Source organism: Streptomyces sp. NPDC056738, assembly GCF_042790435.1.
Lineage (GTDB): Bacteria > Actinomycetota > Actinomycetes > Streptomycetales > Streptomycetaceae > Streptomyces.
On sequence record NZ_JBHTZF010000022.1, the window covers coordinates 32,665 to 54,549 of the forward strand.

Genomic DNA, 21,885 nt, shown 5'->3' on the forward strand with positions numbered 1-21,885 from the left:
TCAGGTGCCGGCCTTCAGGTGCGCATCGGGCAAGCGGGCCGCGCCCACGTCAGGCGTCCGGCTCCGCGGGGGGAGCCGGGAGCCAGCCGAGGGCGCGGGAGATTCCCCGGGCCGCCAGCCGCACGGCCGGGATCAGCGCCGGTACCCGGGCCTCGGCCCGGGGCACGACGAGCGACACGGCCGCGACGACCGAGCCGTCGGAGCCCTGCACCGGCGCGGCCACCGACAGGGCGTCCTCGGTCACCTGACGACTGCTCACCGCGACGCCCGTCCGGCGTACTTCGGCCAGCACGCGGCGCAGCCGGACCGGATCGGTGATCGTGTACGGGGTGTACGCGGCCATCGGCCCGGCGCAGTAGGCCTCCTGGAAGGCGGGCTCCGCGTGGGCGAGCAGCGCCAGCCCGACGCCCGTCGCGTGCAACGGCCAGCGGGCGCCGACCTGGATGCGGACGCCGACCGAGGAACGGCCCGAGATCCACTCCGTGTAGACGACCTCCGCTCCGTCCCGGACCGCCAACTGCACGTTCTCGTGCGTCGCTTCGTACAGGTCCTCCAGATACGGCAGGGCGCTCTGGCGCAGCGCGAGGCCGCGTGGAGCGAGCGCCCCGAGCTCCCACAGGCGTAGGCCCACGTGGTAGACGCCGTTCACGTCCCGCTCCAGCGCGCCCCACCCGGCGAGCGCGCTCACGAGCCGGTGGGCCGTGGTGAGGCTCAGGCCGGCCCGGCGGCTGATGTCCGTCAGGGACAGCGCCGTGTGCTCGTGGTCGAAGGCGCCGAGCACGGCGAGGAGGCGGCCGGAGGCGGACGGGGCGGTCATGATGCCTGGATCCAACAGGCCGCGGGGGCGCGAGGGCAACGGCCGGTGACGCGGAAAGCCGTCCGAGGGGCGGCCGGTCCCCGGGAACAGGTGCGCGCGATGGCAGGCTGCTGGTCGGAAGACAGGGGTGGAACGGGTGGCCGGCGTTCTCGGATGCCGCCAGGCCCGTGGCACCGTACGGACTGCGAAGGTGGTACTTGCGTGAGGCTGACCATTCTGGGCGGCGGCGGATTCCGTGTCCCGCTCGTGTACGGGGCACTCCTCGGGGACCGGGCCGAGGGCCGCGTCACCAGGGTCGTGCTGCACGACCTGGACGCGGGACGGCTCTCCGCCGTGGCCCGCGTGCTCGCCGAGCAGGCGGCCGGGCACCCGGACGCGCCGGAGGTGACCGTCACGACCGACCTCGACGAGGCCCTGCGCGGCGCGGACTTCGTGTTCTCCGCGATCCGGGTCGGCGGTCTGGAGGGCCGGGCGGCCGACGAGCGGGTCGCCCTCGACCAGGGAGTCCTCGGCCAGGAGACGGTCGGCGCCGGCGGCATCGCGTACGGGCTGCGCACCGTGCCCGTCGCCGTGGACATCGCACGGCGGGTGGCCCGTCTCGCGCCCGACGCCTGGGTCATCAACTTCACCAACCCGGCCGGACTGGTCACCGAGGCCATGTCCCGTCACCTCGGCGACCGGGTGATCGGCATCTGCGACTCGCCGGTCGGCCTCGGCCGCCGGATCGCCAAGGTCCTGGGCGCGAACCCGCGCGAGGCGTGGATCGACTACGTCGGGCTCAACCACCTCGGCTGGGTACGCGGCCTGCGCGTCGCCGGCCGGGACGAACTCCCGCGCCTGCTCGCCGATCCCGGACTGCTCGGCTCCTTCGAGGAGGGCCGGCTCTTCGGGCCCCAGTGGCTGCGGTCCCTGGGCGCCGTCCCCAACGAATACCTGCACTACTACTACTTCAACCGCGAGACCGTCAGCGCCTACCAGCGGGCCGACAAGACGCGCGGCGCGTTCCTGCGCGACCAACAGGCCGGATTCTACGAGGAGATGAAGCAGCCGAGCGCGGCGGCTCTGGCGGCCTGGGAACGCACCCGGGCCGAGCGTGAGGCCACGTACATGGCGGAGAACCGGGACGCCGCCGGTGCCGGGGAACGCGAGGAGGACGACCTCTCCGGCGGCTACGAGAAGGTGGCCCTCGCCCTGATGCGCGCGATCGCCCGGGACGAACGGACCACCCTGATCCTCAACGTCCGCAACCGCGGCACCCTGAGCGTCCTCGACGCGGAGGCCGTCATCGAGGTGCCGTGCCTGGTGGACGCCAACGGGGCGCATCCGGTCGCCGTCGACCCGCTGCCCGGGCACGCCACCGGACTGGTGTGCTCGGTCAAGGCGGTGGAACGCGAGGTGCTCTCCGCCGCCGAGTCGGGATCCCGTACGACCGCGGTCAAGGCCTTCGCCCTGCACCCGCTCGTCGATTCGGTCGGCGTGGCACGCGCGCTCGTCGACGGCTACACGTCCGTGCACCCGGGGCTCGCCTATCTGACCTAGGGCGGCCCGTGCACCGGAGGCGGCGCACACGGGTGGTGGCCGGTCCCTCCCGATGACACCCGCTTTGCGCACCGGACTTGCCGACGCCTTGACGATCCGTTCCCTGCGTGTTCAACCGGCTGTCCGTGCCCGCGTTGTGTAGCGTCCCTAGGGTCCCTGAGTGCTTCGAGTGCGTCGAGTGCTTCGAAGGAAGGGACCCATGGACAGACCCCTCGCCGTCCGGGCTCGCGGGATCACCAAGTGCTTCGGCGACGTCGTCGCACTCGACGGCGTCGATCTGGATGTGGCACGCGGCCGGATCCACGGCCTGGTCGGACAGAACGGCGCCGGCAAGACGACCCTGCTCGGTCTGCTGCTGGGCCTGGCCGTCGCCGACGAAGGCCGCCTGGAGATCCTCGGCACCCCCCTCGGACGGGCGCTCGCCGCGCCCGGCGGCGTCGCCGGCTTCGTCGACGGACCCGGCCTCTACCCCTCGCTCACCGCCCGGCAGAACCTCGCCGCCCTGGCCGCACTGCGCGGCCGGAGCGCCCGGTCGGCCGGAGTGGACGACGTGCTCGGCCAGGTCGGACTCACGGACGTCGCCGACGACCCGGCCCGCGGCTACTCCCTGGGGATGCGTCAGCGGCTCGGCCTGGCCGCCGCCCTGCTCACCGAACCCCGGCTGCTGGTGCTCGACGAACCCTCCAACGGCCTCGACCCGGCGGGCAAACGCCATGTGCACGGCGTGCTCGACCGGCTCGCCGCGAACGGGACCGCGGTCGTCCTCTCCAGCCACCGCATGGACGACCTCCAGGCCCTGTGCTCCGAGGTCACCATCCTCGCGACCGGACGGGTCGTCTTCAGCGGACCGCTGGGCAAACTGGCCGCCGAGAACCGTGAACTCGACTACCGGCTGCTCACCTCCGACCCGGCCGCCGCCCGCTCGCTGGCCCTGGACACGGCCGGGATCCGGGTCGTCGACGAGGCGGCGCCACGGCACTCCGCCGACGTCCTCGTCGTACGCGCGCCGGTGCCCGCCGTCGACGCACTCGTGGTGCGGCTCGTGGGCGCGGGCGTCGCGCTGCGCGAGCTGGCCCCCGTGGTGTCGCCCCTCGAAGCCGCGTTCCTCGCCCTCACCGACCAGAAGGAGACCGGCGGATGACCGCGACCGTCGCCGAGGACGCGGACCTCGAGGCAGTGGGCCCGGACGACGACGGCGCCGCCGCCCCGCGCGTGCCGGTCGGCCGCGTCTACCGCTTCGAGGTGGTCAAACTCGTCTCCCAGTGGCGGATCCGGCTGCTGGTCCTCGCCTGCTGGATCGTGCCCGCGCTCTTCGTCGCCGCGGTCGGACAGCAGAGCACGCTCCCCGTCGACACCCTCTTCGGCCGCTGGATGCACGCCACCGGATGGGCCGGACCGCTCGTCATGCTCGGCTTCGCGGGCACCTGGGCGCTCCCGCTGCTGACCTCGGTCGTCGCCGGTGACGTGTTCGCCTCCGAGGACCGGCTCGGCACCTGGCGCCATCTGCTCGTCGCGATCCGGTCGCCGCGCCGCATCTTCGTCGCGAAGACCCTGGCCGGCCTCACGGTCGTCCTGCTGCTCGTGGCCGGGCTGGTCGCCTCCAGCTCGGCCGGCGGAGCCGTGGCGATCGGAGTCCATCCGCTCGTCGGCCTCGACGGCCATCTGCTGACCCCCGCGGACGCCGCCGGCAAGGTCCTGCTCGCCTGGCTCTGCGTCCTCGCGCCGACCCTGGCCCTCGCCGCGGTGGGGCTGCTCGGCTCGATCACGCTGGGGCGCTCCCCGATGGGGCTGCTGCTGCCGGCGCTCGTCGCGCTCGCGATGCAGCTCGCCCAGATGATGCCGCTCCCCGTCGCCGTGCGCCTCGCGCTGCCCAGCTACGCCTTCATCTCCTGGAGCGGTCTGTTCACCAGCCCCGCACAGCTCGGTCCGCTCCTGATCGGCATCGCCGTCAGCCTGTCGTGGGCGGTGGCCGCGACGGTGTCGGCCTATCTGCTCTTCATGCGGAGGGACTTCACCGACGCGGCCCACGACGGCTCGGGCCGCGGCGCGGTCACCGGAGGCGTTCTGCCGCTCGTCGGGCTGGCCGCCGTGACCGCCGTGGTCGTCGGGCTCACCACCGGGGCCACGGGCTCCGGGATCGAACAGGACAAGGTGCAGCGCTCGGCCGCGACGGCCTTCGCCCACCTCTACCGGCTCCAGACTGCCGAACTCAACCGCCCGGCCGTCACCGAGGCACAGCTCAAGGCCACGGCGGCCTGCGACAAGGGCAGCGTGAAGGTCGCCGCCGAGGGGCCGGGCAACGACTGGCGCTGCGTCATCACCTGGCACCTTCCCGGCGTCGACGCCGTGGGGACGGCCGTCTACCAGCTCGACGTCACCCCGGACGGCCGCTTCATGGCCGACGGCGACGGGCCGAAAGAGGTGAACGGCTACTTCCTGGTCCGCACCCCGGCCGGGGACGCACCGAATCCGCTGTGGCAGTTCGACGGCGACGTCGACCTGCTCGCCATCACGAAGGGATGACCCCATGCAGGTGACGCGTCGCCGACGGAGTGCGGAGAAGGGGCGTTCGAGCCCACTTCGCAGATACACGGGACGACGGATACCTCTGGTGACGGCGGGCATCACCGCGCTCGCCCTCGTCGCGGCAGGGGCCGCGTTCGCCCGGACGACGGACTTCGGCACCGACCAGGTCGGCCAGGTCACCGATCGCGGCCAGGTCGTCTCCAGCGACCAGTACATCGCCCCGTACGGCGACCGGCTGGTCGTCCAGAACGGGAAGATCATGTCGTCCTCGGTCAGCCCGGACGGCACCCACCTGGCGGCCTCGGTCACCGACGGCGGCAGCGCCCTCGCGATCGTCGACCTGAAGAGCTGGAAGGTGCAGCAGCTCGTCGGCAGCTCCGCGTCCTCCGTCCCGCGCATCAGCGGCAACAGCGTGGGCCAGGAAGGCCCGACGTACTCGCCCGACGGCTCGCAGCTCTGGCTCGGCCAGACCGACGGCTACACCCGGTTCACCGTGAACGCGGACGGCGGCGTCACGAACCCGGTGGCCGTCCCGATCGCGGCGGACGGGCCCAAGCACGCGCTGGTGGGCGCGGCGGTGTTCTCCTCCGACGGCACCACCGTGTACTCCGCGGTCAACGGACAGAACCGGGTGGTCGCCATCGACGCGGCCACCGGGACCGTCCGCCAGAGCTGGAACGTGGGCAACGCCCCGCGCGGCCTGGTGGAGGCGGGCGGCAAGCTCTACGTGAGCAACGAGGGCGGGCGCCCGGCCCGGGACGGCGACACCACCATCAACTCGTACAACACCCAGGTGCCCGCGGACCCGGTCACCGCCGCGACCACGACCGGCACCGTCAGCGTCATCGACCCCGCGGACCCGGCCGCCGCCGTCACGAGCATCCCGGTGGGCCTGCACCCGACCGCGCTGTACGCCAAGGGCCGGGCGCTGTTCGTCACCAACACCGCCACCAACGACGTGTCGGTCATCGACACCACCCGGAACAAGGTCGTCCAGACCATCGCGACCCAGCCGTGGCCCGAGGCCTCGGTGGGGTACGAGCCCGACGCGGTGACGCTCACCGACGACGGGCACCTGCTGGTGACGCTCGGCCGCGCCAACGCCGTGGCCGTCTACCGGTACCGGTCGCCGCAGGACCCGGTCCGGTACATCGGTCTGCTGCCGACGGACTACTTCCCCGCCGAGATCGCCGCCGTCGGCAAGGACATCGTGGTCTCCAACACCCGTGGCGTCGACGCCCGCCGGACCACCACGGCGGCCGGGCACGGGACGCACGACACCACGTCGAGCGTGCAGCGGTTCACCCTGCCCGACGACAGCGTGGTCCGGGCCCAGACGGCCAAGGTCTTCCGGCAGAACGGCTGGACCAGCGGCTCGGTCGCCCGGTCCCCGGGCAGGAACCACGCGAAGCCGGTGCCCGTCCCGCAACGGCTCGGCGAGCCCTCGACGATCAAGCACGTCTTCCTGATCGTCAAGGAGAACCGCACGTACGACCAGGTCTTCGGGGACGTGCCGGAGGGCGACGGCGATCCGTCGCTGGCCCAGTTCGGCGAGAACGTGACGCCCAACCAGCACGCTCTGGCCCGGCAGTTCGGCCTCTACGACAACACGTACGACATCGGCACGAACTCGGCCGAGGGCCACAACTGGCTGATGCAGGCGGACGATCCGGAGTACACCGAGTCCTCGGCCGGTGAGTACGCGCGCAGTTACGACACCGAGGACGACGCCCTCGGCCACCAGCGGACCGGCTTCCTGTGGACCGGTGCGCAGGCCGCGGGCAAGTCGGCCCGGGACTTCGGCGAGTTCCAGCAGTTCCTCACCAAGCCGGCCGACGCCACCTGGCAGAACCTGTACTGCGACTCCCGCAACATGACGTCGACCGGCCAGGACACCGCGTACACACTGAACTCGTCCTCGCCGATCCCGTCGCTCAACGACGTGTCCGTGCACGGCTTCGCGAAGTTCGACACCAGCGTCCCGGACATCTACCGGGAGGAGATCTGGAAGCGTGACTTCGAGAAGAACGGTCCGGCGAACCTGAACATGTTCTGGCTCTCCAGCGACCACACCGGCGGTCCCGCGAACGCGGCCGCCCAGGTCGCGGACAACGACCTCGCGACCGGCAGGATCGTCGACGAGATCTCGCACAGCCCGTACTGGAAGGACTCGGCGGTCTTCGTGGTCGAGGACGACTCCCAGGCCGGTCTCGACCACGTCGACGGCCACCGCGCGCCGATCCAGATCATCAGCCCCTGGGCCCGGCACGGCGTCGTCGACAGCCACTACTACTCGCAGATCACGCTGATCCGGACCATCGAGCAGATCCTCGGCGTCCACCCCATGAACCAGAAGGACAGCGCGGCCACTCCGATGCGCGCCGCCTTCACCGGGCGTCCCGACTACACGCCGTTCACGGCGCTGCCCAACCGGACCTCGCTGACCGACGGCCTCAAGACCGCGCCCTCCTGCGGTCTGGACACCCCGGCGCCGCAGAATCCCGCCGCGGCGCCCGTGCCGTCGGCGAAGGTCCCGGCGGACAAGCGGGCGCTCGCGGCGACGTGGGACACCTGGAAGTCGCGTCAGCGGCTGACCGGGCCGAACGCCGTTCCGGACTTCGCCAACCCCGCGCAGATGAACCACTTCACCTGGTACCAGACGCACGGGTGGACCAAGCCGTACCCCGGCGAGCACCGGATCTTCGCGCCGAAGGACGTGCCGGGCGCCTACCTGCCGTCGTCGGAGTCCGACGGCTGACGACCGTCGCCCGGCAACCGGCAGTCGGTGACTGCCGGCCCGCCGGCTGACGTACAGGCACAAAGAGATGGGCCGCCCGGATCACGTCCCGGGCGGCCCACCGCGTTGCGCTCGTTCCCGTCGGCGTCAGCCCGTGAAGCCGGCCGTGATCGACGTGAACTGCCAGGTGCTCTGGCTGATGCCGGAGCAGTTGCTCACCACGCCGCCGCCGGGGCAGGACCGGTCGCGGTTGACCGACCAGTAGGCGAGCCGGGCGATGTGGTGGCTGTTCGCCCAGTCACGGATCGAGGTCCAGATCGCCGGGGTCGTGTTCTCCTGCTGGTCGGACAGACCGTTCATGCCGGAGATGCCGATGTGCGAGTAGGCCGTGGCGTCGTCCCAGCCGAACGTCGACTTCAGCTTGGTCTTCAGCCCCTCGGTCGCGTTGACCGTGTTGCCGTACATGTCGGAGCCGCCGCCGAAGTCGAACGGCATGATGGTGAACACGTCGATGTTCGCGTTCAGCGACTGCGCCTGCTCGATGAGCCGGTTGCCGTAGTAGGTCGGGCCGGTCGTCGAGGTGCCGAAGGTGACGATCGTCTTCAGGCCGGGGTTGTTGGCCTTGACGGTCTTCAGCGCGGTCAGGATCCTGGCCTGCACGGCCTCGTTCTCGAACTCGTCGGTGTTCTCGATGTCCATGTCGATCGCCTTGAGGCCGTAGGCGTCGATCACCTTCTGCAGCGCACCGGCGAGCGCGCTCGCCGAGGAGCAGTTGGCGCCGAGCTTGCTGCCCTGCCAGCCACCGAACGACGGGACGATGTCACCGCCCGCGGAACGGATCTGGTTGATCGCCGTCTGGTCGACACCGCCGGTCAGCGCCCGGCTTCCGTCCCAGGCGGGGTTGCAGCCGCCGGAGTCGAGCACGAACGCCATCGTGAACCACTTGATCCCGGTCGCGTTCATCACCGTGGTCGGGTTCGGGGGGTCGCCCCAGCCCTCGTACAGATAGGGAGCGGCCTGCTTGAAGCCCGTCCCGCCTCCACCGCCCGCGGACGTGGTGACACTGACCGCGTTGGACGCACCCGAGGTGTTCCCGGCCGCGTCACGCGCCTTGACGGTGAACGTGTAGGCGGTGCTCGCCGACAGCCCGCTGACCGTGCCGCTCGTGCCCGACACGCTGAGCACCTTGTTGGAGCCGCTGTAGATGTCGTACGCCGTGACGCCGACGTTGTCGCTCGACGCACCCCACGACAGGGACACGCTGGACGAAGTCTTGCCGGTGGAGGTCAGGTTGGTAGGCGTGGTCGGTGCCTGGGTGTCGGTCCCGCCGCCACCGCCGCCCGGGCCGTCGAGGCTGATGTCGTCGGCGTAGTAGGTGCCCTGCGCGTACCAGCCGTGGACGTAGATCTTGGCGCTGGTCTGCGAGGCCCCGGTGGTGAAGGAGACGGTGAGCTGGCTGTACGCCGACGGGGACGTCGTCCAGGTCGAGGCACCGCCGTCCACGCCGAGGTAGACGTAGCTGCCGCGCACCCAGCCGGAGAGGCTGTACGTCGTGTTCGGCTGGACCGAGACGGTCTGGGTGCACTGGGCGTTGTCACTCGAACTCACCGCCCCCGCGAGGGCTTTGGAGCCCCCGTGCACGGGGCTGGAGACGATCGATCCCAGGTTCCCGGAGCAGGACCAGGGGGAGAGGCCGCCGGTCTCGAATCCCGGGTTGGACAGGATGTTGGCGGCCTCCGCGGTACCCGGCAGGGCGACCGCGCCGGCGAGGGCCAGCGCGGCCGTGCCCAGCAGGGCGAGGAAACGGTGTCTGGAACGTCTGAGCATGGTCATGCGCACGCGATCTCCCTGGAGATATGGGGGTGTTCGGGAGTGCAGAGAGGTGCGCAACCAAGTTGGTATGGACCAATCCCGCTGTCAAGACACTGCGCGGGAATTGGTCCAGACCGGTAAAGGGGGAGCGGCGCCGACCCGGCCTCCGGCCGGATTCCGGGCCGGGGTCGCCAGGCCCTAGACCAGGGCCTAGGTCGGGGCCTAGGCCGGGGCGATCGCCGCGGTGGCGGCAGCGGCGGACTGGGCCGGAACGGCGGCGGCCGTCGCGTCGGCCGGCAGGGGCTGTGCGGAGGGCGCCGACTGCACGGGCTGCGGGGACGGTACGGGCTGCGGGGACGCCGGTTCCGCGGTCTGCGCCGGCATGGCGGACAGGGTGGGCACGCCCGGCTCGGTCCGCTGCGCCGGCAGCGACACCGGACGCACCGGGCGCGGCCCCGCGACCACCGTGTAGTCCGGTCCGAGGAACGGCGGGACCACCTCGCCCGTCTCCTCGCCGAGCGCCAACTGCACGGCCGCCCATGGGGCGTTGACTCCGCACTGGGCGATCTGGTGCAGCCCGCCCGCAGGACGCGTGTTCACGTCCATCAGCACCGGCTCGTCGCCGAACATACGGAACTGGATGTTGGACAGATAGTGCAGCCCGAACGCCTCGGCGAGCAGCCGGGCGGGCTCGATCCACGCCTCGTCGAGGGTGAACCCGCGTCGACGGCCGTTCTTGGTGCGGCCGATGGCCATGCGGACGCGGCCGTCCGGCCCGGTGAGACAGTCCACCGACACCTCCGGCTGTCCGAGGTGCGGCATCACCAGCCAGTCGACCGGCTCCGTGGCCGTGCGCAGCGCCTCCACCACCAGCTCCAGAGGCACGTACGGGCTCGGGAAGCCGTTCAGGTGCAGGAGCGAGAAGGGCGTGCGGGTGATGACCCGGAAGCCCACACCGCCCGCCCCGGCCGCCGGCTTGAAGCAGGCCCGGTGACCACCCGCCTCCAACTCCTCGACCGCCACGACGAGTTCCTCCACCGTGCGTACCCGGTACCACGGAGGGACCGGGATGCCCACGGCCTCCACGGCCTGGTAGGCGACGGCCTTGTCGTGGAAGACCGCGACCGCCTCCGCAGGCGGCGCCAGCAGCGCCGTCCCGAGCGCCGCGAACTCGGCGCGCTGCGCCACGATCGCGTCCTGGTGCAGCACCGGCACGAACACGTCGACGGAACGGCGTGCGCACATGTCGAGCGCGTACTCGACGTAGGCGCGCGGCGACAGGCCCTCGGGCTCCGGCTCGGCGGTGTCGGCGGCGGCCAGGACGGGGGAGTCGGCGTCACCGTGGGTGGCGTGGATCTCGACCGCGCGGTGCTGCGGATTATGGCGAAGCTGGTCCATGAAGAAGACGTTCTCCGCGTACGTGCGGTTGAGCCAGACGCGTACGGGAGAGCCCATGCAAGCCACCATTCGGGGTTCGCGGGCACGGCGGAGCGGGCCGGGCCCGGCCAGGGTTGGGGGAGGTACACCGAGCCGTCGCACGCGAAAGCAGATTGGAGCGGTGGTGTTGGGGCGATCATAAGGGTCCGGGAACCCTCATGCTGCTACAGGGATGTTACGGATTCGCCCGCCTGCCCGCCCGGGCCTCCTTGTCCGGTGGCGGGAGCGTGTGCTGTGGTGTCGGTATTCGCTTTCTACGGGGGTGGCGCGTGCGGCCTACAGACGGCGGTGCCGGAAATCTGCTGGCCATCAGCGACCTGCACATCGGCTACGCGGAGAACCGCGCCCTGGTCGAGGACATGCGCCCCGAGACGGACCGGGACTGGCTCCTGGTGGCCGGTGACATCGGGGAGATCGTCGAGGACATCCGGTGGACGCTCACGACGCTCGGCGAACGGTTCGAGAAGGTCGTCTGGGTGCCCGGCAACCATGAGCTGTGGACCCATCCCAAGGATCCGGTCCAGCTCCGCGGTGTGGCCCGCTACGAGCATCTGGTGTCCCTGTGCCGGGAGTTGGGCGTCGTCACCCCCGAGGACCCCTACCCCGTCTGGAACGGCCCCGGCGGTCCCGCCGTCGTGGCGCCGCTCTTCCTCCTCTACGACTACTCCTTCCTGCCGCAGGGCTGCGCCACCAAGGCCGAGGGGCTGGCGTACGCCGAGGGGACCGGCATCGTGTGCACGGACGAGTACCTGCTCCACCCCGACCCGTATCCGAGCCGCGAGGACTGGTGCCGGGCCCGGGTGGCCCTGACCGAGCGCAGACTCGCCGAGATCCCCGACGGACTGCCGGTCGTCCCGGTGAACCACTACCCCCTGGACCGCCACCCGATGGACGTCCTGTGGCACCCCGAGTTCGCCATGTGGTGCGGTACGGAGGCCACCGCCGACTGGCACCGCAGGTTCCGCGTCGAGACCATGGTCTACGGACACCTGCACATCCCCCGGACCACCTGGCACGAGGGTGTCCGGTTCGAAGAGGTGTCGGTGGGCTATCCGCGAGAATGGCGCAAGCGACCGGGACCGCCGGCCGCGCTGCGCCGCATTCTGCCGATGGAGGTCAAAGCCGGTGATGGAGGAGCTGCTTCCGGAGTCGGTGGTGGCCGTGGAGAGCCACGGTGACGAACCGGCCGGGGACGCGAGTCTGTACCCCGAGGAACTGGCGGTCCTGACCCGCGCCGTGGGCAAGCGGCGCCGCGAGTTCGCCACCGTGCGCGTCTGCGCCCGGCGTGCCATGGAGAAGCTGGGTGTGGCCCCCGGGCCCGTGCTGCCGGGCGAGCGTGGCGCCCCGCGGTGGCCGGCAGGCGTCATCGGCAGCATGACGCACTGCGAGGGCTACGCCGCCGCCGCGCTCGCCCGGGCCGGCGATCTGGCCTCCCTCGGCATCGACGCCGAACCCCATCTGGCGCTCCCCGACGACGTCCTGGAGGCCGTCGCCCTGCCCGGGGAGTCGGACCGTCTGGACCGGCTCGCCGCACAGGTCCCCGCCGTCCACTGGGACCGGCTGCTGTTCAGCGCCAAGGAGTCGGTCTACAAGGCGTGGTTCCCGCTCACCGGCAAATGGCTCGACTTCTCCGGGGCCGACATCGCCATCTCCGTCGACCCGACGCCCCTCGACCCGACGCCCGCAGCGGACGGCCTCTCGGGCGGGCTGAGCGCTCAACTTCTCGTTCCGGGGCCCGTGGTGGACGGGGTTCCGGTCCAGGTCTTCACCGGCCGCTGGACGGTACGGGGCGGCCTGGTCGCGAGCGCGATCACGGTCCCGCACGCCGGACCGGGCTCGGCGCCGGGCCCGGCCACCGTCTGACCGTACGACGCACGGCCAGGGCACCCGACCCGAACCCGCGATCGCCGGCCCACCCCGGCCGTACGCCCCGACCGGCCGGGCGCCGGGCCCGTACGTCTCCACGCCGAGCCCCGCCCCCCCGCCTGCGGGCGGTCAGCCCGGATCCGGGCACCAGGCGTGCAGCAGTTCGAAGAACGCGTCCTCGTTGCCCGCGAGGCCGGCCGCCTTCAGGGCCCGTTCCGTCTCGGCGAGCACGGCGGGCGGGACCATGGGGGGCCGGCCGCCGTCCGTCGGGCCGTCGAAAGCCGCTCGTACCGTCTGGAGGAGGCGGAGGTAGGCCTGCACGGCGGCGCGTTCGTGGTCGGTCAGTACGGCTGTCGGCATCGGACGGCTCCCCTGGTCGGCTTGTCGTGACACTGGTCCTGACCCCAGCTTGCCGTCCGCCACTGACAATGCGGTTTCCGACCGGGGAGGTTCGCCCGCTTAGCGGAGGCGAAACCTCACCGAAACCCCAGGTGGAACAGGGCCCCTACGCTGGAGGGAAGAGCTCGGGGCCGTCCGCGGGACGGCCCCGCAGGCCGCCGTGAAGGCGGCTCGGGTGCCGTCATCGCGGCGGCCTGGGAACGGGAGGTCGGCCCGTGGTCGACGTACAGCCCCGGCAGTCGCGGCGCACCGCGCGGCTGCGTTCCGTCGGTGACGGAGAACTGCGTCTGCATCACCGCCTCGTGCACGGCTACCGGCGCGCCTACCGGATGGCGGGACAGGGCCCCGCGCTCGTCCTGATCCACGGCATAGGCGACTCCTCGGCGACCTGGGCGGAGCTGATCCCCGACCTCGCCCGCACCCATACGGTCATCGCACCCGACCTGCTCGGCCACGGCGCGTCCGACAAGCCGCGCGCCGACTACTCGGTGGCCGCCTACGCGAACGGCGTGCGCGATCTGCTGGCCACGCTCGACATCGAGTCCGCCACCCTGGTCGGGCACTCGCTGGGCGGGGGAGTGGCGATGCAGTTCGCCTACCAGTTCCCCGAGCGCACCGAGCGGCTGATCCTGGTCAGCGCGGGCGGAGTGGGCGGCGAGGTCAATCCCGTCCTGCGTGCCGTGTCGCTGCCGGGCGCGCATCTGATGCTGTCCCTGCTGCGACTGCCCGGCATGCGGCTCAACGTGGGCCTGTTCCTGCGCCTGATGCGGCTGCTCGACGCCGATCTGGCGCAGGACGCACCGGAGTTGGTGCATCTCGTGGACGCGCTTCCCGACGCCACCTCCCGCAGCGCGTTCGTCCGGACCCTGCGGGCCGTGGTCGACTGGCGCGGCCAGGCGGTCACCATGCTCGACCGCTGCTATCTCACCGAGGGCATGCCCACCATGCTGCTCTGGGGGGACCGGGACAGCGTGGTGCCGGTGCGGCACGCCCACGGGGCGCACGCGGCAATGCCGGGCAGCCGTCTGGAGATCTTCGAGGGAGCCGGTCACTTCCCCTTCCACAGCGATCCGGCGCGTTTCCTCGCCCTGGTCGAGGAGTTCACGACCACCACCAGTCCGGCCGACTGGAGCCGCGAACGCTGGCGCGAGCTGCTGCGCGCCGGACGCCCGGGTACGGCGGCGGGGCAGCCGGACACCGCGCGGAACCGTTCGCTGGAACGGGACCTGCGCGAGGCGAGCGAACGCAGCGCGACCTGAGGACCCGGCCGGGGGACGGCGGTGCGGGGTCAGCCGGTTCGTTCGCGGGTGTCGTGTCCCGGTCCGGTCGTGGCGTCCGCCCGGCCCCGGACGGCCGCGACGACCGGCGAGTGACGCAGCGCGTCGGACATGCGGACGAGGTCGCGGCGGCCGTCGGTGTGCGCGGGAGCGGTCCCGGTCACGGGCGGCGGGTCCGCCGTCTCCGCCGAGCGGATGACACGGCCCTCCGGGTCGGCGGCCCGTGCCCGCACCGCGACCGTCACCATCGCCGCGTCGGCCTCGGCGTGCGCCTCGGCGGCGGAGGAGCCCGCCGCGACCGCGGCCCCGTACGCCCGGGAGCGCACCTCGGAGTCGAAGTAGGGGTAGAGGCTCAGCATGCCGTCGTGGATGTCAGACTCCCGCTGGGTGACCTGGAGTTCGGCGGGCGTCCACCAGGACATCCGCACCGCGCGGTCCTCCGGCACGGCGACCGGCTTCAGTTCCCGCCACAACGGTCCGAGCCGCCGGTAGGCCGACCAGGTGTTCCAGACGTCCTCGACACGGCGCCAGGCGAGGGGGAGGCAGAAGCCGACCGCGGTGATCTGGGCCCCGGCCGAGGCCAGCATGGGGGCCACGTTGGTACTGAGGCCGTCCAGGTCCGCGCTGTTCCAGCGGGCGACCACGGCGGTGAACTTGGCGGCGGAGTAAGGGATGTTGCACAGGGACCCGAAGGCGATGATCACCAGCCCGGCGCGCAGCCGGCCCTGCACCTGGATCGCCCAGCGCCAGCACATGAAGTTCATCGCGACACCGGCGACGGTCAGCGACGCGAGGTACAGGACGATCATCTCGCGGATGAAGGGCGTGTTGGCGTAGTACGTGTCGAGGTCGCGCAGCCGTTCGACGGAGGCGTCCCCGAGGGCGAACAGGACGATCAGTGCCACGCCGACCACGGTGTATCCGAGGATCCAGCGGCGGGAGAGCCGCCGCGTCACCTCGGGCGGTCCGCCGCGCCAGTTGATGATCAGCACCAGACAGGAGGCGCTGTAGGCGCTCAGCAGGCAGTAGACGAGGGGGGCCGAGATGTTGGCTATCCCGGTGGCGTCGTTGACGGCGGCGATGGTCGGCGGGGCCGCGAAGAGGAACACCAGGCCGGCGAGGGCGAGGAGCGCGCCCACGGAGCGCAGCAGCGGATCGCGCCGGCCGCGCAGCAGCGAGGGGCCTTTGAACGCGATCGCCGCGCCCATGGCGACGGCCGGGATGTAGTAGCTGGATCCGTCCATGCCCCCGGGACCTTCAGCCTCGCGGCCCGCGACAGCCCAGGGAGGCCTCGATGCGGCCGGCCAGGCCGTGTCGCTGCACCGGGCCGCGGAGCGAGGAACCGGCCAGCCAGGTACGGCACTTGCTCGCGAGCAGGAGTCCGAAGCTCTCGGCCTCCTGCTCGTCGGCGCGGTCGAAGCGGGTGCGCGCCGCCACTTTCAGGACGGTGGCCTGAAGATCGGCACCGTCGTTCAATAAGCGCGCCGCGACGGCCGCGCCCTCGACGTGATGGCTGCAGTGCCCGGCCTTCATGTGCCACAGCTCGTGACCGAGGATGACCAACTGGTGGTCGGGCGCGGTGCGTTCCTCGATGACGACCAGGTCCTGTTCGGCCATGTCGAGCCACAGCCCGCTGGCGGTGCCGGGCGGGAAGGCGGCCGTACGGAACTGGACGGGACGCCCGCGGCGCCTGCTCATCGCGCCGCACAGCTCGGTGTAGAGGTCGGCGGGTGCCGCCGGTGCCGGGAGCGAGAGCTCCGAGACGAGTTCGCCGCACAGGCGGCGCATTTCCCTTCCGATGCCCACTGGTCTCCCCCGGCTCACGACTCTGGCCGCTTGACGCTCTCCAGGAGCATGTCCAGCCATTCCGCGACCTTGTCCCGGTGCTGGTCGGTGGGCAACTGCGCGGCCCGCCAGGCGATCCCGCGGACGCCGTGGTCGAGGAGCAGCCGTTCGAGCGGATCGTGGGCGACGGTGGCGGCGGCCCGTTCGCGGTCCGCGAGGCGCTGCAGGAGTTCCTGCTCCGACCGCTGGAGCGCGCCCACGAGCGCTTCGGAGTCCTCGGCCGTGAGGAACCCGGCGTGCACCCGGAAGAAGCGCTGGATGGCGTCGCAGTGCTCCATGGTGGGGCGCCGGTCGCCGTTGATGAGGGCGCCCGCCTGCTGCCGGGACATGCCGGCACCGTCCGCTATCTCCTGCTGCGTGTAGCGGCGGCCGTTGGGCTTGAGCCGGGTGCGCCGCAGCAGGTCGAGGCGTTGCAGGAACCGTGCCTGCAGGTCGGGTTCACCGGCGGGCCGGCCGCCCAGCAGGGCCTTCGCGACGGGTTCGGGGACACCGGACTCGGCCGACAGCCGCCGGACGTCGAAGACTTCCGCCTGCGGCACGCCGAGCCGGTCGGCGAGTGCGGTGACCCTGGCCACGACGGCCTGCAGCAGAACCGTCGCCGTGGCGCACGGAACCTCGAAGCCATCCGTCACCGACAGATCTCCTACGTCTCTCTCAGGTGGCTCTCACGAAGTTCGGGAACCATGTGGACACGAGGGTCAGGAACCATCCCGGCGGCAAGACCGGGGACCATCCGGAGCCTAGCCGGTCGCTCGAACTCACATCCAGGTCTCGCCACAACTGTGGCGAGATTCAGCCGTCAACAAGCGCCAAATGCCACGATAGTTGACACGCCTGTCTCCGGGGCAGCAGGATCGGGGCGCCGCGTGAAGGCCGCAGAGGCAAGAGGGGTGACCTCCCGATGGCGTACCAGGCAGGAAGGCAGCGGTCCCAGCCGCGACCTGTCCCCGAGAGTCTCGAAGCGCAGGCGTACCTCCAGGACTACGCCACGCTCCTCGAGGCCGTGCCCTTCCCCTCCTTCGTCTTCGACCGCCGCTGGGACGTCGTGCTGTCCAACGACGCGTTCGAGACACTTTTCTCCGGCGTGGGCGCGCATCCGACCGCCATGCCGGGCGACAACTTCCTGCGTTTCGTGCTGTTCCACCCGGACGCCGGGTCGGTCCTCGGCGAGCACGAGTCGAGTTGGTGCCTGCCGATGCTCGCGCACTTCGCCGCGGCCGTGGAGCGCAACGGCCAGGACCGCGGACTCCAGGCGATCCGCCGGGACATCGCCCAGGACCCGATCATGGACGCCGCCTACCGGCACGGCCTGCCGCACTGGATCGAGGCCGTCGGACCGCGCGGGGTCGAGCACGACGGGGCCGTGCGCCCGCTGGTCCACCCCGATCCCCGCTGGGGCGGCACGGACTGCCGGATCGTCGACGAGACCCCCAAGGCCCTTCAGGACATGGGGTATTCGCGCATCACCCTGGTGCTGCGCGACGCGGCCCGGCCGGTCGCGGGCGGACCGGGCAGGGCACGCAAGACGCGCAACGGCGCGGCGGAGCTTCGTGCCGTGTGACGCGCGTTGACTCCCGGCGCGGAGGGGACCGAGGGACGCGGTCCCAGGGGGCGGATCGGCGCGTTCAGCCGCCCGGCATGACGAGGACGAGGGGCACACTGTCGCAGGGGACGAGCCGCATGTCCTCGTGGCGGGTGCCGCGGGCCGCCGCCAGCACGGCCGCGAAGTCGGGCCCCTTGACGAGTGATCCGGCCAGATGCGCGGGATCCGCCGACGCGGCCACCCGGCCGCGGGCGTTCACCAGGAAGGCGGCTCCGGGCAGCCGTTGCAGCAGCGGGACGACCGCCTGCTCGAAGTGCCGCAGATACACGTCGGCCGCGGCGACCCCCACGAACCGGCCCTCCACCTGGACCGGAGCGGACAGCGTCAGGCTGTACTCGTCGGAGCAGAGGTAGTCGACGTAGGGCCCGGCGACCGCGCGCTGCCCGGTGTCGCGGGGGAGGGCGAACCAGTCCCAGTGCGTGTAGTCCGAGTACGCGGAGTGCGCCGGGTCGAGGTCGAGCAGCAGCGGTCGTACGCTGCCGTCGGAACCCTGCTGCCACCACTCCAGCCACGCCGGTACGTCGCCGAGGAGGCCCGGTGCCGCCACGAACCCGGCGCCCGACACCAACTCCTGCCGGGTCAGCCGCAGATGCAGTCCCGGTCGCAGTGCCGCCAGGTCCACCGTCGCGGGGCGGCGGCCCCCGGCGGCGACGCGGGTGAGCAGCGCGGCCGCGTCGGCCCGGGTGTCGGCGACCGCGTCGAAGACGGCCTCCAGCGTGCAGCGGACCTGCGTGGCGACGGCCGCCTCGGCGGAGACGTCAAGCGTCGCCGTCGCGCCGGCCGGCCCGGGGCTCCTGCGCATGGGTGCCCTCCAGTGGACGCGTACCTGACACGGCACGCGGCATCTGGAGGCGCAGGGTGATGAGCCGCGCCGTCGAGTCCACCACGCACCGCTCGGCCAGTGCTCTGGCCGAATCGTGGGCCCCATCTTGCACGGCCGAGATTACGGAGCGGTGACGGTCGGCGACTTCTTCACGATATTCGTCGTCCCCCAGCACGAGGCACATCAGCGCCCCCACCTCGGTCTGGAGCACGACCTGCTCACGCGTCAGCCGCGCGGACTGCGCCGCCGCGGCGAGCTCGACGTGGAAGCGGCCGTAGACGCGGCTGCGGGCGGCGGCGTCCTCGGCGGCCGACAGGTCGTCCAGGGTGCGCCGCAGGGCCTTGAGGTCGTCCGGCTCGGTCCGCTGCGCCGCGAGCCGGGCCGCCGCTCCGGACAGCGCGGCCCAGTGGTCGCCCAGGTCGCGCAGCTCCTCGGTGCTCCACCCGGCCAGCCGGGCCAACAGCCTTTCCTCGCCGGGGACTTCGGGAAGCGACACGAAGCTGCCGCCGCCGCGCCCACGCCGTGTGGTGACCAGTCCCTGCTGCCGCAGGGCCATGAGGGCCTCGCGCAGGGTGACCGTGGACACGCCGAGCTGGCCGGCCAGCTCCATCTCTCCCGGCAGTTGCTCGCCGTCGGCGAGCAGCCCCAGCTCGATGGCGTCACCGATCCGGTGCACGACCGTCTCGACGCGGGCGCGGTTGTCCACGGGTGTGAAGACGGCTCTGCGGACGCCGTCGCCCCTGTGTTGCTTCACGGTCACCACCTTGTGCGTTGACTCAACCTTTACTCTAAGGGGGTCTTGAGCTTTGAACTATGGCTTCATATCTTTCCGGTCAGTGTTGCAACGCACCAACGCACCAGAAAGGTTCCCCGCCCATGGAGGCAAAGGCGATCCGGCTCCAGGGCCTGCGCAAGGCGTTCGGTGAGACGACCGCCGTGGCCGGAGTCGATCTGGAGATAGCCGACGGCGAGTTCTTCTCGATGCTCGGTCCCTCGGGCTCGGGCAAGACGACCGTGCTGCGGATGATCGCCGGATTCGAGAGCCCGACGGAGGGCCGGATCGAACTGGCGGGCCAGGAGGTCACCGGTCTCGCCCCCTTCGAACGGGACGTGCACACCGTCTTCCAGGACTACGCCCTGTTCCCGCACATGACCGTCGAGGAGAACGTCGCCTACGGACTCAAGGTCCGCAAGGTGCCCAAGGCCGAACGGCTGGTCCGGGCCCGCAAGGCACTCGCGGACGTCCGCCTGGAAGGGTTCGGGCGCCGCCGTCCGGGTCAGCTCTCCGGAGGGCAGCGCCAGCGCGTGGCTCTCGCGAGGGCTCTGGTCGGCCGCCCCAGCGTCCTGCTCCTCGACGAACCCCTCGGCGCCCTCGACCTCAAGCTGCGTGAGCAGATGCAGGTCGAACTCAAGGCGATCCAGCGCGAGGTCGGCATCACCTTCGTGTTCGTCACCCACGACCAGGAGGAGGCCCTGACGATGAGCGACCGCATCGCCGTCTTCCACCAGGGCCGCATCGAACAGGTCGGCACCCCGGCCGAGATCTACGAACGCCCCGCCACCGCCTTCGTCGCGGGCTTCGTCGGTACGTCCAATCTGCTCGACGGGCAGTCGGCGCAGCAGATCGTCGGCGCCCCGGGCACGTACAGCATCCGGCCGGAGAAGATCCGGGTCCTCGCGGAGCCCACGGATCCCGCCGGGCCCACGGATCCCGCCGACGGCGCCGGGTCCGCCGACGCCGGCGCGGCCGGCGAGCCGGAGCACTCGACCGCCACCGGCACCGTCGCCGAGGTCGTCTATCTCGGCGACGCCACCCGCTTCCTGGTCGATCTCGACGCGGGCGGCCGCCTCACCGCGCTCCAGCAGAACCTGGACACCTCCTCCGAGGACGTCGCCGCCCTGCGCGGCACCCGGGTCCGGCTCCGGTGGCACCGCCGCCACGCCTTCCAGGTCCCCGACCCCCGCTGACCCTCCCGCTCAGTCCACCGTCACGTATGGAGTACGCCGTGCGCCTCACCCCACCCCTCAAGGCCGCCGCCGCCGTCGCGGTGCTCCTCGCCGCCACCGCCTGCGGATCGTCCGGTACGGGCTCCTCCGCGTCCACCGGCCTCAACCCACCCGACCTCAAGGCGCAGTCGAAGCTCGGCAAGACCGAGGGCCAGGTCAACCTGATCGCCTGGGCCGGCTATGTCGAGGACGGTTCCAACGACCCCAAGGTCGACTGGGTCGGCGACTTCGAGAAGCAGACCGGCTGCCAGGTCAACTCCAAGGTCGCCGCCAGCTCCGACGAGATGGTCAAGCTGATGAAGACCGGTCAGTACGACGCCGTCTCCGCCTCCGGTGACGCCTCCCTGCGCCTCATCGCCTCGGGCGACGCGGCCCCCGTCAACACCAGCCTCGTACCGAACTACAAGAACGTCTTCAGCGGCCTGAAGAAGGGCGCCTGGAACTCCGTCAAGGGCCAGATGTACGGCATCCCGCACGGCCGGGGCGCCAACCTCCTGATGTACAACACCGAGAAGGTCAGCCCGGCCCCCACGTCCTGGTCGGCGGTCTTCGACGACGCCTCGGCGAACAAGGGCCACGTCACCGCCTACGACTCGCCGATCTACATCGCCGACGCGGCGCTGTATTTGAAGGCGACCAAGCCCGAGCTGAAGATCAAGGACCCCTACGCGCTCGACCAGAAGCAGTTCGACGCGGCCGTCGCCCTGCTGAAGAAGCAGAGCGCGAACGTGGGGGAGTACTGGAGCGACTACCTCAAGGAGATCTCCGCCTTCAAGAGCGGCGACTCCGTGGTCGGCACCACCTGGCAGGTCATCGCCAACCTGACGGCCGACGAGGGCGCCAAGGTGAAGGCCTTCGTGCCCGAGGAGGGTTCCACCGGCTGGTCCGACACCTGGATGGTCTCCGCCAAGGCCAAGCACCCCAACTGCGCCTACAAGTGGATGGACTGGATCATCTCGCCGAAGGTGAACGCCCAGGTGGCCGAGTACTTCGGTGAGGCGCCGGCCAACTCCGAGGCCTGTCGGTACACCAGCGACAAGTCCTTCTGCGACACCTACCACGCCACCGACGAGAGCTACTGGAAGAACATCGCCTTCTGGAACACGCCCATCGAGCAGTGCCTCGACGGCCGCACCGACGTCAAGTGCGTCCCGTACGCCAAGTGGGTCCAGGCCTGGACCGAGATCAAGGGCTGAC

Annotated in this window: 19 protein-coding genes; 10 read left to right on the plus strand and 9 right to left on the minus strand. The window is 71.5% G+C overall.

The features are described from left to right. Positions 1-49 precede the first annotated feature (49 nt). Entirely contained in the window at positions 50-817 is a 768-nt protein-coding gene (locus tag ACFRIC_RS37920) for an IclR family transcriptional regulator (protein WP_382796067.1), read from the minus strand. A gap of 201 nt (positions 818-1,018) precedes the next feature. On the opposite strand from ACFRIC_RS37920, the gene ACFRIC_RS37925 reads away from it, so the two are divergent. From ACFRIC_RS37925 to ACFRIC_RS37940, 4 genes are all read left to right on the plus strand, one after another. After that, positions 1,019-2,356 (plus strand): 6-phospho-beta-glucosidase, encoded by a 1,338-nt coding sequence (locus ACFRIC_RS37925; protein WP_382796069.1) that lies wholly within the window; start codon positions 1,019-1,021, stop codon positions 2,354-2,356. A 199-nt stretch (positions 2,357-2,555) separates the two neighbouring features. After that, positions 2,556-3,497, plus strand: a complete 942-nt coding sequence (locus ACFRIC_RS37930; protein ID WP_382796070.1) for an ABC transporter ATP-binding protein — start codon at positions 2,556-2,558, stop codon at positions 3,495-3,497. Then, positions 3,494-4,879 carry an ABC transporter permease gene (locus ACFRIC_RS37935; protein ID WP_382796072.1) on the plus strand — a complete coding sequence of 462 codons (1,386 nt, stop codon included), beginning with the start codon at positions 3,494-3,496 and terminating at the stop codon, positions 4,877-4,879. The genes ACFRIC_RS37930 and ACFRIC_RS37935 overlap by 4 nt, the downstream gene beginning before the upstream one ends. Before the next feature lie 4 nt (positions 4,880-4,883). Continuing rightward, positions 4,884-7,640: a bifunctional YncE family protein/alkaline phosphatase family protein gene (locus ACFRIC_RS37940; protein WP_382796074.1), complete on the plus strand. Its 2,757-nt coding sequence runs from the start codon at positions 4,884-4,886 to the stop codon at positions 7,638-7,640. Between the two features lie 126 nt (positions 7,641-7,766). Here ACFRIC_RS37940 and ACFRIC_RS37945 read toward each other — a convergent pair whose 3' ends face one another. Further along, positions 7,767-9,452, minus strand: a complete 1,686-nt coding sequence (locus ACFRIC_RS37945) for a carbohydrate binding domain-containing protein (protein WP_382796075.1) — start codon at positions 9,450-9,452, stop codon at positions 7,767-7,769. Between the two features lie 201 nt (positions 9,453-9,653). After that, positions 9,654-10,886 (minus strand): ATP-grasp domain-containing protein, encoded by a 1,233-nt coding sequence (locus ACFRIC_RS37950; protein WP_382796077.1) that lies wholly within the window; start codon positions 10,884-10,886, stop codon positions 9,654-9,656. Between the two features lie 251 nt (positions 10,887-11,137). Between ACFRIC_RS37950 and ACFRIC_RS37955 the strand changes: the two genes are divergently transcribed. Both ACFRIC_RS37955 and ACFRIC_RS37960 read left to right on the plus strand, forming a co-directional pair. Continuing rightward, positions 11,138-12,046 carry a metallophosphoesterase family protein gene (locus tag ACFRIC_RS37955; protein ID WP_382796079.1) on the plus strand — a complete coding sequence of 303 codons (909 nt, stop codon included), beginning with the start codon at positions 11,138-11,140 and terminating at the stop codon, positions 12,044-12,046. Further along, on the plus strand, positions 11,994-12,731 hold the full coding sequence (locus ACFRIC_RS37960; protein WP_382796081.1) for a 4'-phosphopantetheinyl transferase: 738 nt from the start codon (positions 11,994-11,996) through the stop codon (positions 12,729-12,731). Before ACFRIC_RS37955 ends, ACFRIC_RS37960 begins: the two co-directional genes overlap by 53 nt. Before the next feature lie 132 nt (positions 12,732-12,863). Here ACFRIC_RS37960 and ACFRIC_RS37965 read toward each other — a convergent pair whose 3' ends face one another. After that, positions 12,864-13,094, minus strand: coding sequence for a hypothetical protein (locus ACFRIC_RS37965; RefSeq protein WP_382796082.1), 231 nt, complete (start codon positions 13,092-13,094; stop codon positions 12,864-12,866). A gap of 254 nt (positions 13,095-13,348) precedes the next feature. Here ACFRIC_RS37965 and ACFRIC_RS37970 point away from each other — a divergent pair, with 254 nt between their 5' ends. Beyond that, on the plus strand, positions 13,349-14,392 hold the full coding sequence (locus tag ACFRIC_RS37970) for an alpha/beta fold hydrolase (RefSeq protein WP_382796083.1): 1,044 nt from the start codon (positions 13,349-13,351) through the stop codon (positions 14,390-14,392). 29 nt (positions 14,393-14,421) lie between these two features. Here the strand turns inward: ACFRIC_RS37970 and ACFRIC_RS37975 are convergent, their stop codons facing one another. From ACFRIC_RS37975 to ACFRIC_RS37985, 3 genes are read right to left on the minus strand one after another with little or no spacing between them, the layout of a single operon-like run. Continuing rightward, the gene (locus ACFRIC_RS37975) at positions 14,422-15,654 is read right to left on the minus strand and encodes an MAB_1171c family putative transporter (protein WP_382796084.1); all 1,233 of its coding nucleotides are present in this window, start codon (positions 15,652-15,654) and stop codon (positions 14,422-14,424) included. A gap of 13 nt (positions 15,655-15,667) precedes the next feature. Next, positions 15,668-16,198 carry a toxin-antitoxin system, toxin component gene (locus tag ACFRIC_RS37980; RefSeq protein WP_382796194.1) on the minus strand — a complete coding sequence of 177 codons (531 nt, stop codon included), beginning with the start codon at positions 16,196-16,198 and terminating at the stop codon, positions 15,668-15,670. Positions 16,199-16,230: 32 nt separating this feature from the next. Continuing rightward, on the minus strand, positions 16,231-16,887 hold the full coding sequence (locus ACFRIC_RS37985; protein ID WP_382796085.1) for a helix-turn-helix domain-containing protein: 657 nt from the start codon (positions 16,885-16,887) through the stop codon (positions 16,231-16,233). A 269-nt stretch (positions 16,888-17,156) separates the two neighbouring features. On the opposite strand from ACFRIC_RS37985, the gene ACFRIC_RS37990 reads away from it, so the two are divergent. Beyond that, positions 17,157-17,816 carry a hypothetical protein gene (locus tag ACFRIC_RS37990; protein ID WP_382796087.1) on the plus strand — a complete coding sequence of 220 codons (660 nt, stop codon included), beginning with the start codon at positions 17,157-17,159 and terminating at the stop codon, positions 17,814-17,816. 64 nt (positions 17,817-17,880) lie between these two features. Here ACFRIC_RS37990 and ACFRIC_RS37995 read toward each other — a convergent pair whose 3' ends face one another. Both ACFRIC_RS37995 and ACFRIC_RS38000 read right to left on the minus strand, forming a co-directional pair. Then, entirely contained in the window at positions 17,881-18,660 is a 780-nt protein-coding gene (locus ACFRIC_RS37995) for a cache domain-containing protein (RefSeq protein ID WP_382796089.1), read from the minus strand. Then, positions 18,617-19,435, minus strand: coding sequence for a FadR/GntR family transcriptional regulator (locus ACFRIC_RS38000; protein WP_382796091.1), 819 nt, complete (start codon positions 19,433-19,435; stop codon positions 18,617-18,619). Before ACFRIC_RS38000 ends, ACFRIC_RS37995 begins: the two co-directional genes overlap by 44 nt. Positions 19,436-19,557: 122 nt before the next feature. Between ACFRIC_RS38000 and ACFRIC_RS38005 the strand changes: the two genes are divergently transcribed. Both ACFRIC_RS38005 and ACFRIC_RS38010 read left to right on the plus strand, forming a co-directional pair. Then, entirely contained in the window at positions 19,558-20,649 is a 1,092-nt protein-coding gene (locus ACFRIC_RS38005; protein WP_382796093.1) for an ABC transporter ATP-binding protein, read from the plus strand. A gap of 26 nt (positions 20,650-20,675) precedes the next feature. Then, positions 20,676-21,884: an ABC transporter substrate-binding protein gene (locus tag ACFRIC_RS38010; protein ID WP_382796095.1), complete on the plus strand. Its 1,209-nt coding sequence runs from the start codon at positions 20,676-20,678 to the stop codon at positions 21,882-21,884. The last annotated feature ends 1 nt before the right edge of the window (position 21,885 follow it).

Bases quoted from the DNA above. Each gene is read 5' to 3' on its own strand.
- ACFRIC_RS37965 (WP_382796082.1), bottom strand. From the start codon at position 13,094: ATGCCGACAGCCGTACTGACCGACCACGAACGCGCCGCCGTGCAGGCC.
- ACFRIC_RS37975 (WP_382796084.1), bottom strand. From the start codon at position 15,654: ATGGACGGATCCAGCTACTACATCCCGGCCGTCGCCATGGGCGCGGCG.
- ACFRIC_RS37995 (WP_382796089.1), bottom strand. From the start codon at position 18,660: ATGCGCAGGAGCCCCGGGCCGGCCGGCGCGACGGCGACGCTTGACGTC.
- ACFRIC_RS37935 (WP_382796072.1), top strand. From the start codon at position 3,494: ATGACCGCGACCGTCGCCGAGGACGCGGACCTCGAGGCAGTGGGCCCG.
- ACFRIC_RS37930 (WP_382796070.1), top strand. From the start codon at position 2,556: ATGGACAGACCCCTCGCCGTCCGGGCTCGCGGGATCACCAAGTGCTTC.
- ACFRIC_RS37980 (WP_382796194.1), bottom strand. From the start codon at position 16,198: ATGCGCCGCCTGTGCGGCGAACTCGTCTCGGAGCTCTCGCTCCCGGCA.
- ACFRIC_RS37920 (WP_382796067.1), bottom strand. From the start codon at position 817: ATGACCGCCCCGTCCGCCTCCGGCCGCCTCCTCGCCGTGCTCGGCGCC.
- ACFRIC_RS37945 (WP_382796075.1), bottom strand. From the start codon at position 9,452: ATGACCATGCTCAGACGTTCCAGACACCGTTTCCTCGCCCTGCTGGGC.
- ACFRIC_RS38010 (WP_382796095.1), top strand. From the start codon at position 20,676: ATGGAGTACGCCGTGCGCCTCACCCCACCCCTCAAGGCCGCCGCCGCC.
- ACFRIC_RS38005 (WP_382796093.1), top strand. From the start codon at position 19,558: ATGGAGGCAAAGGCGATCCGGCTCCAGGGCCTGCGCAAGGCGTTCGGT.
- ACFRIC_RS37940 (WP_382796074.1), top strand. From the start codon at position 4,884: ATGCAGGTGACGCGTCGCCGACGGAGTGCGGAGAAGGGGCGTTCGAGC.
- ACFRIC_RS37990 (WP_382796087.1), top strand. From the start codon at position 17,157: ATGGCGTACCAGGCAGGAAGGCAGCGGTCCCAGCCGCGACCTGTCCCC.
- ACFRIC_RS37950 (WP_382796077.1), bottom strand. From the start codon at position 10,886: ATGGGCTCTCCCGTACGCGTCTGGCTCAACCGCACGTACGCGGAGAAC.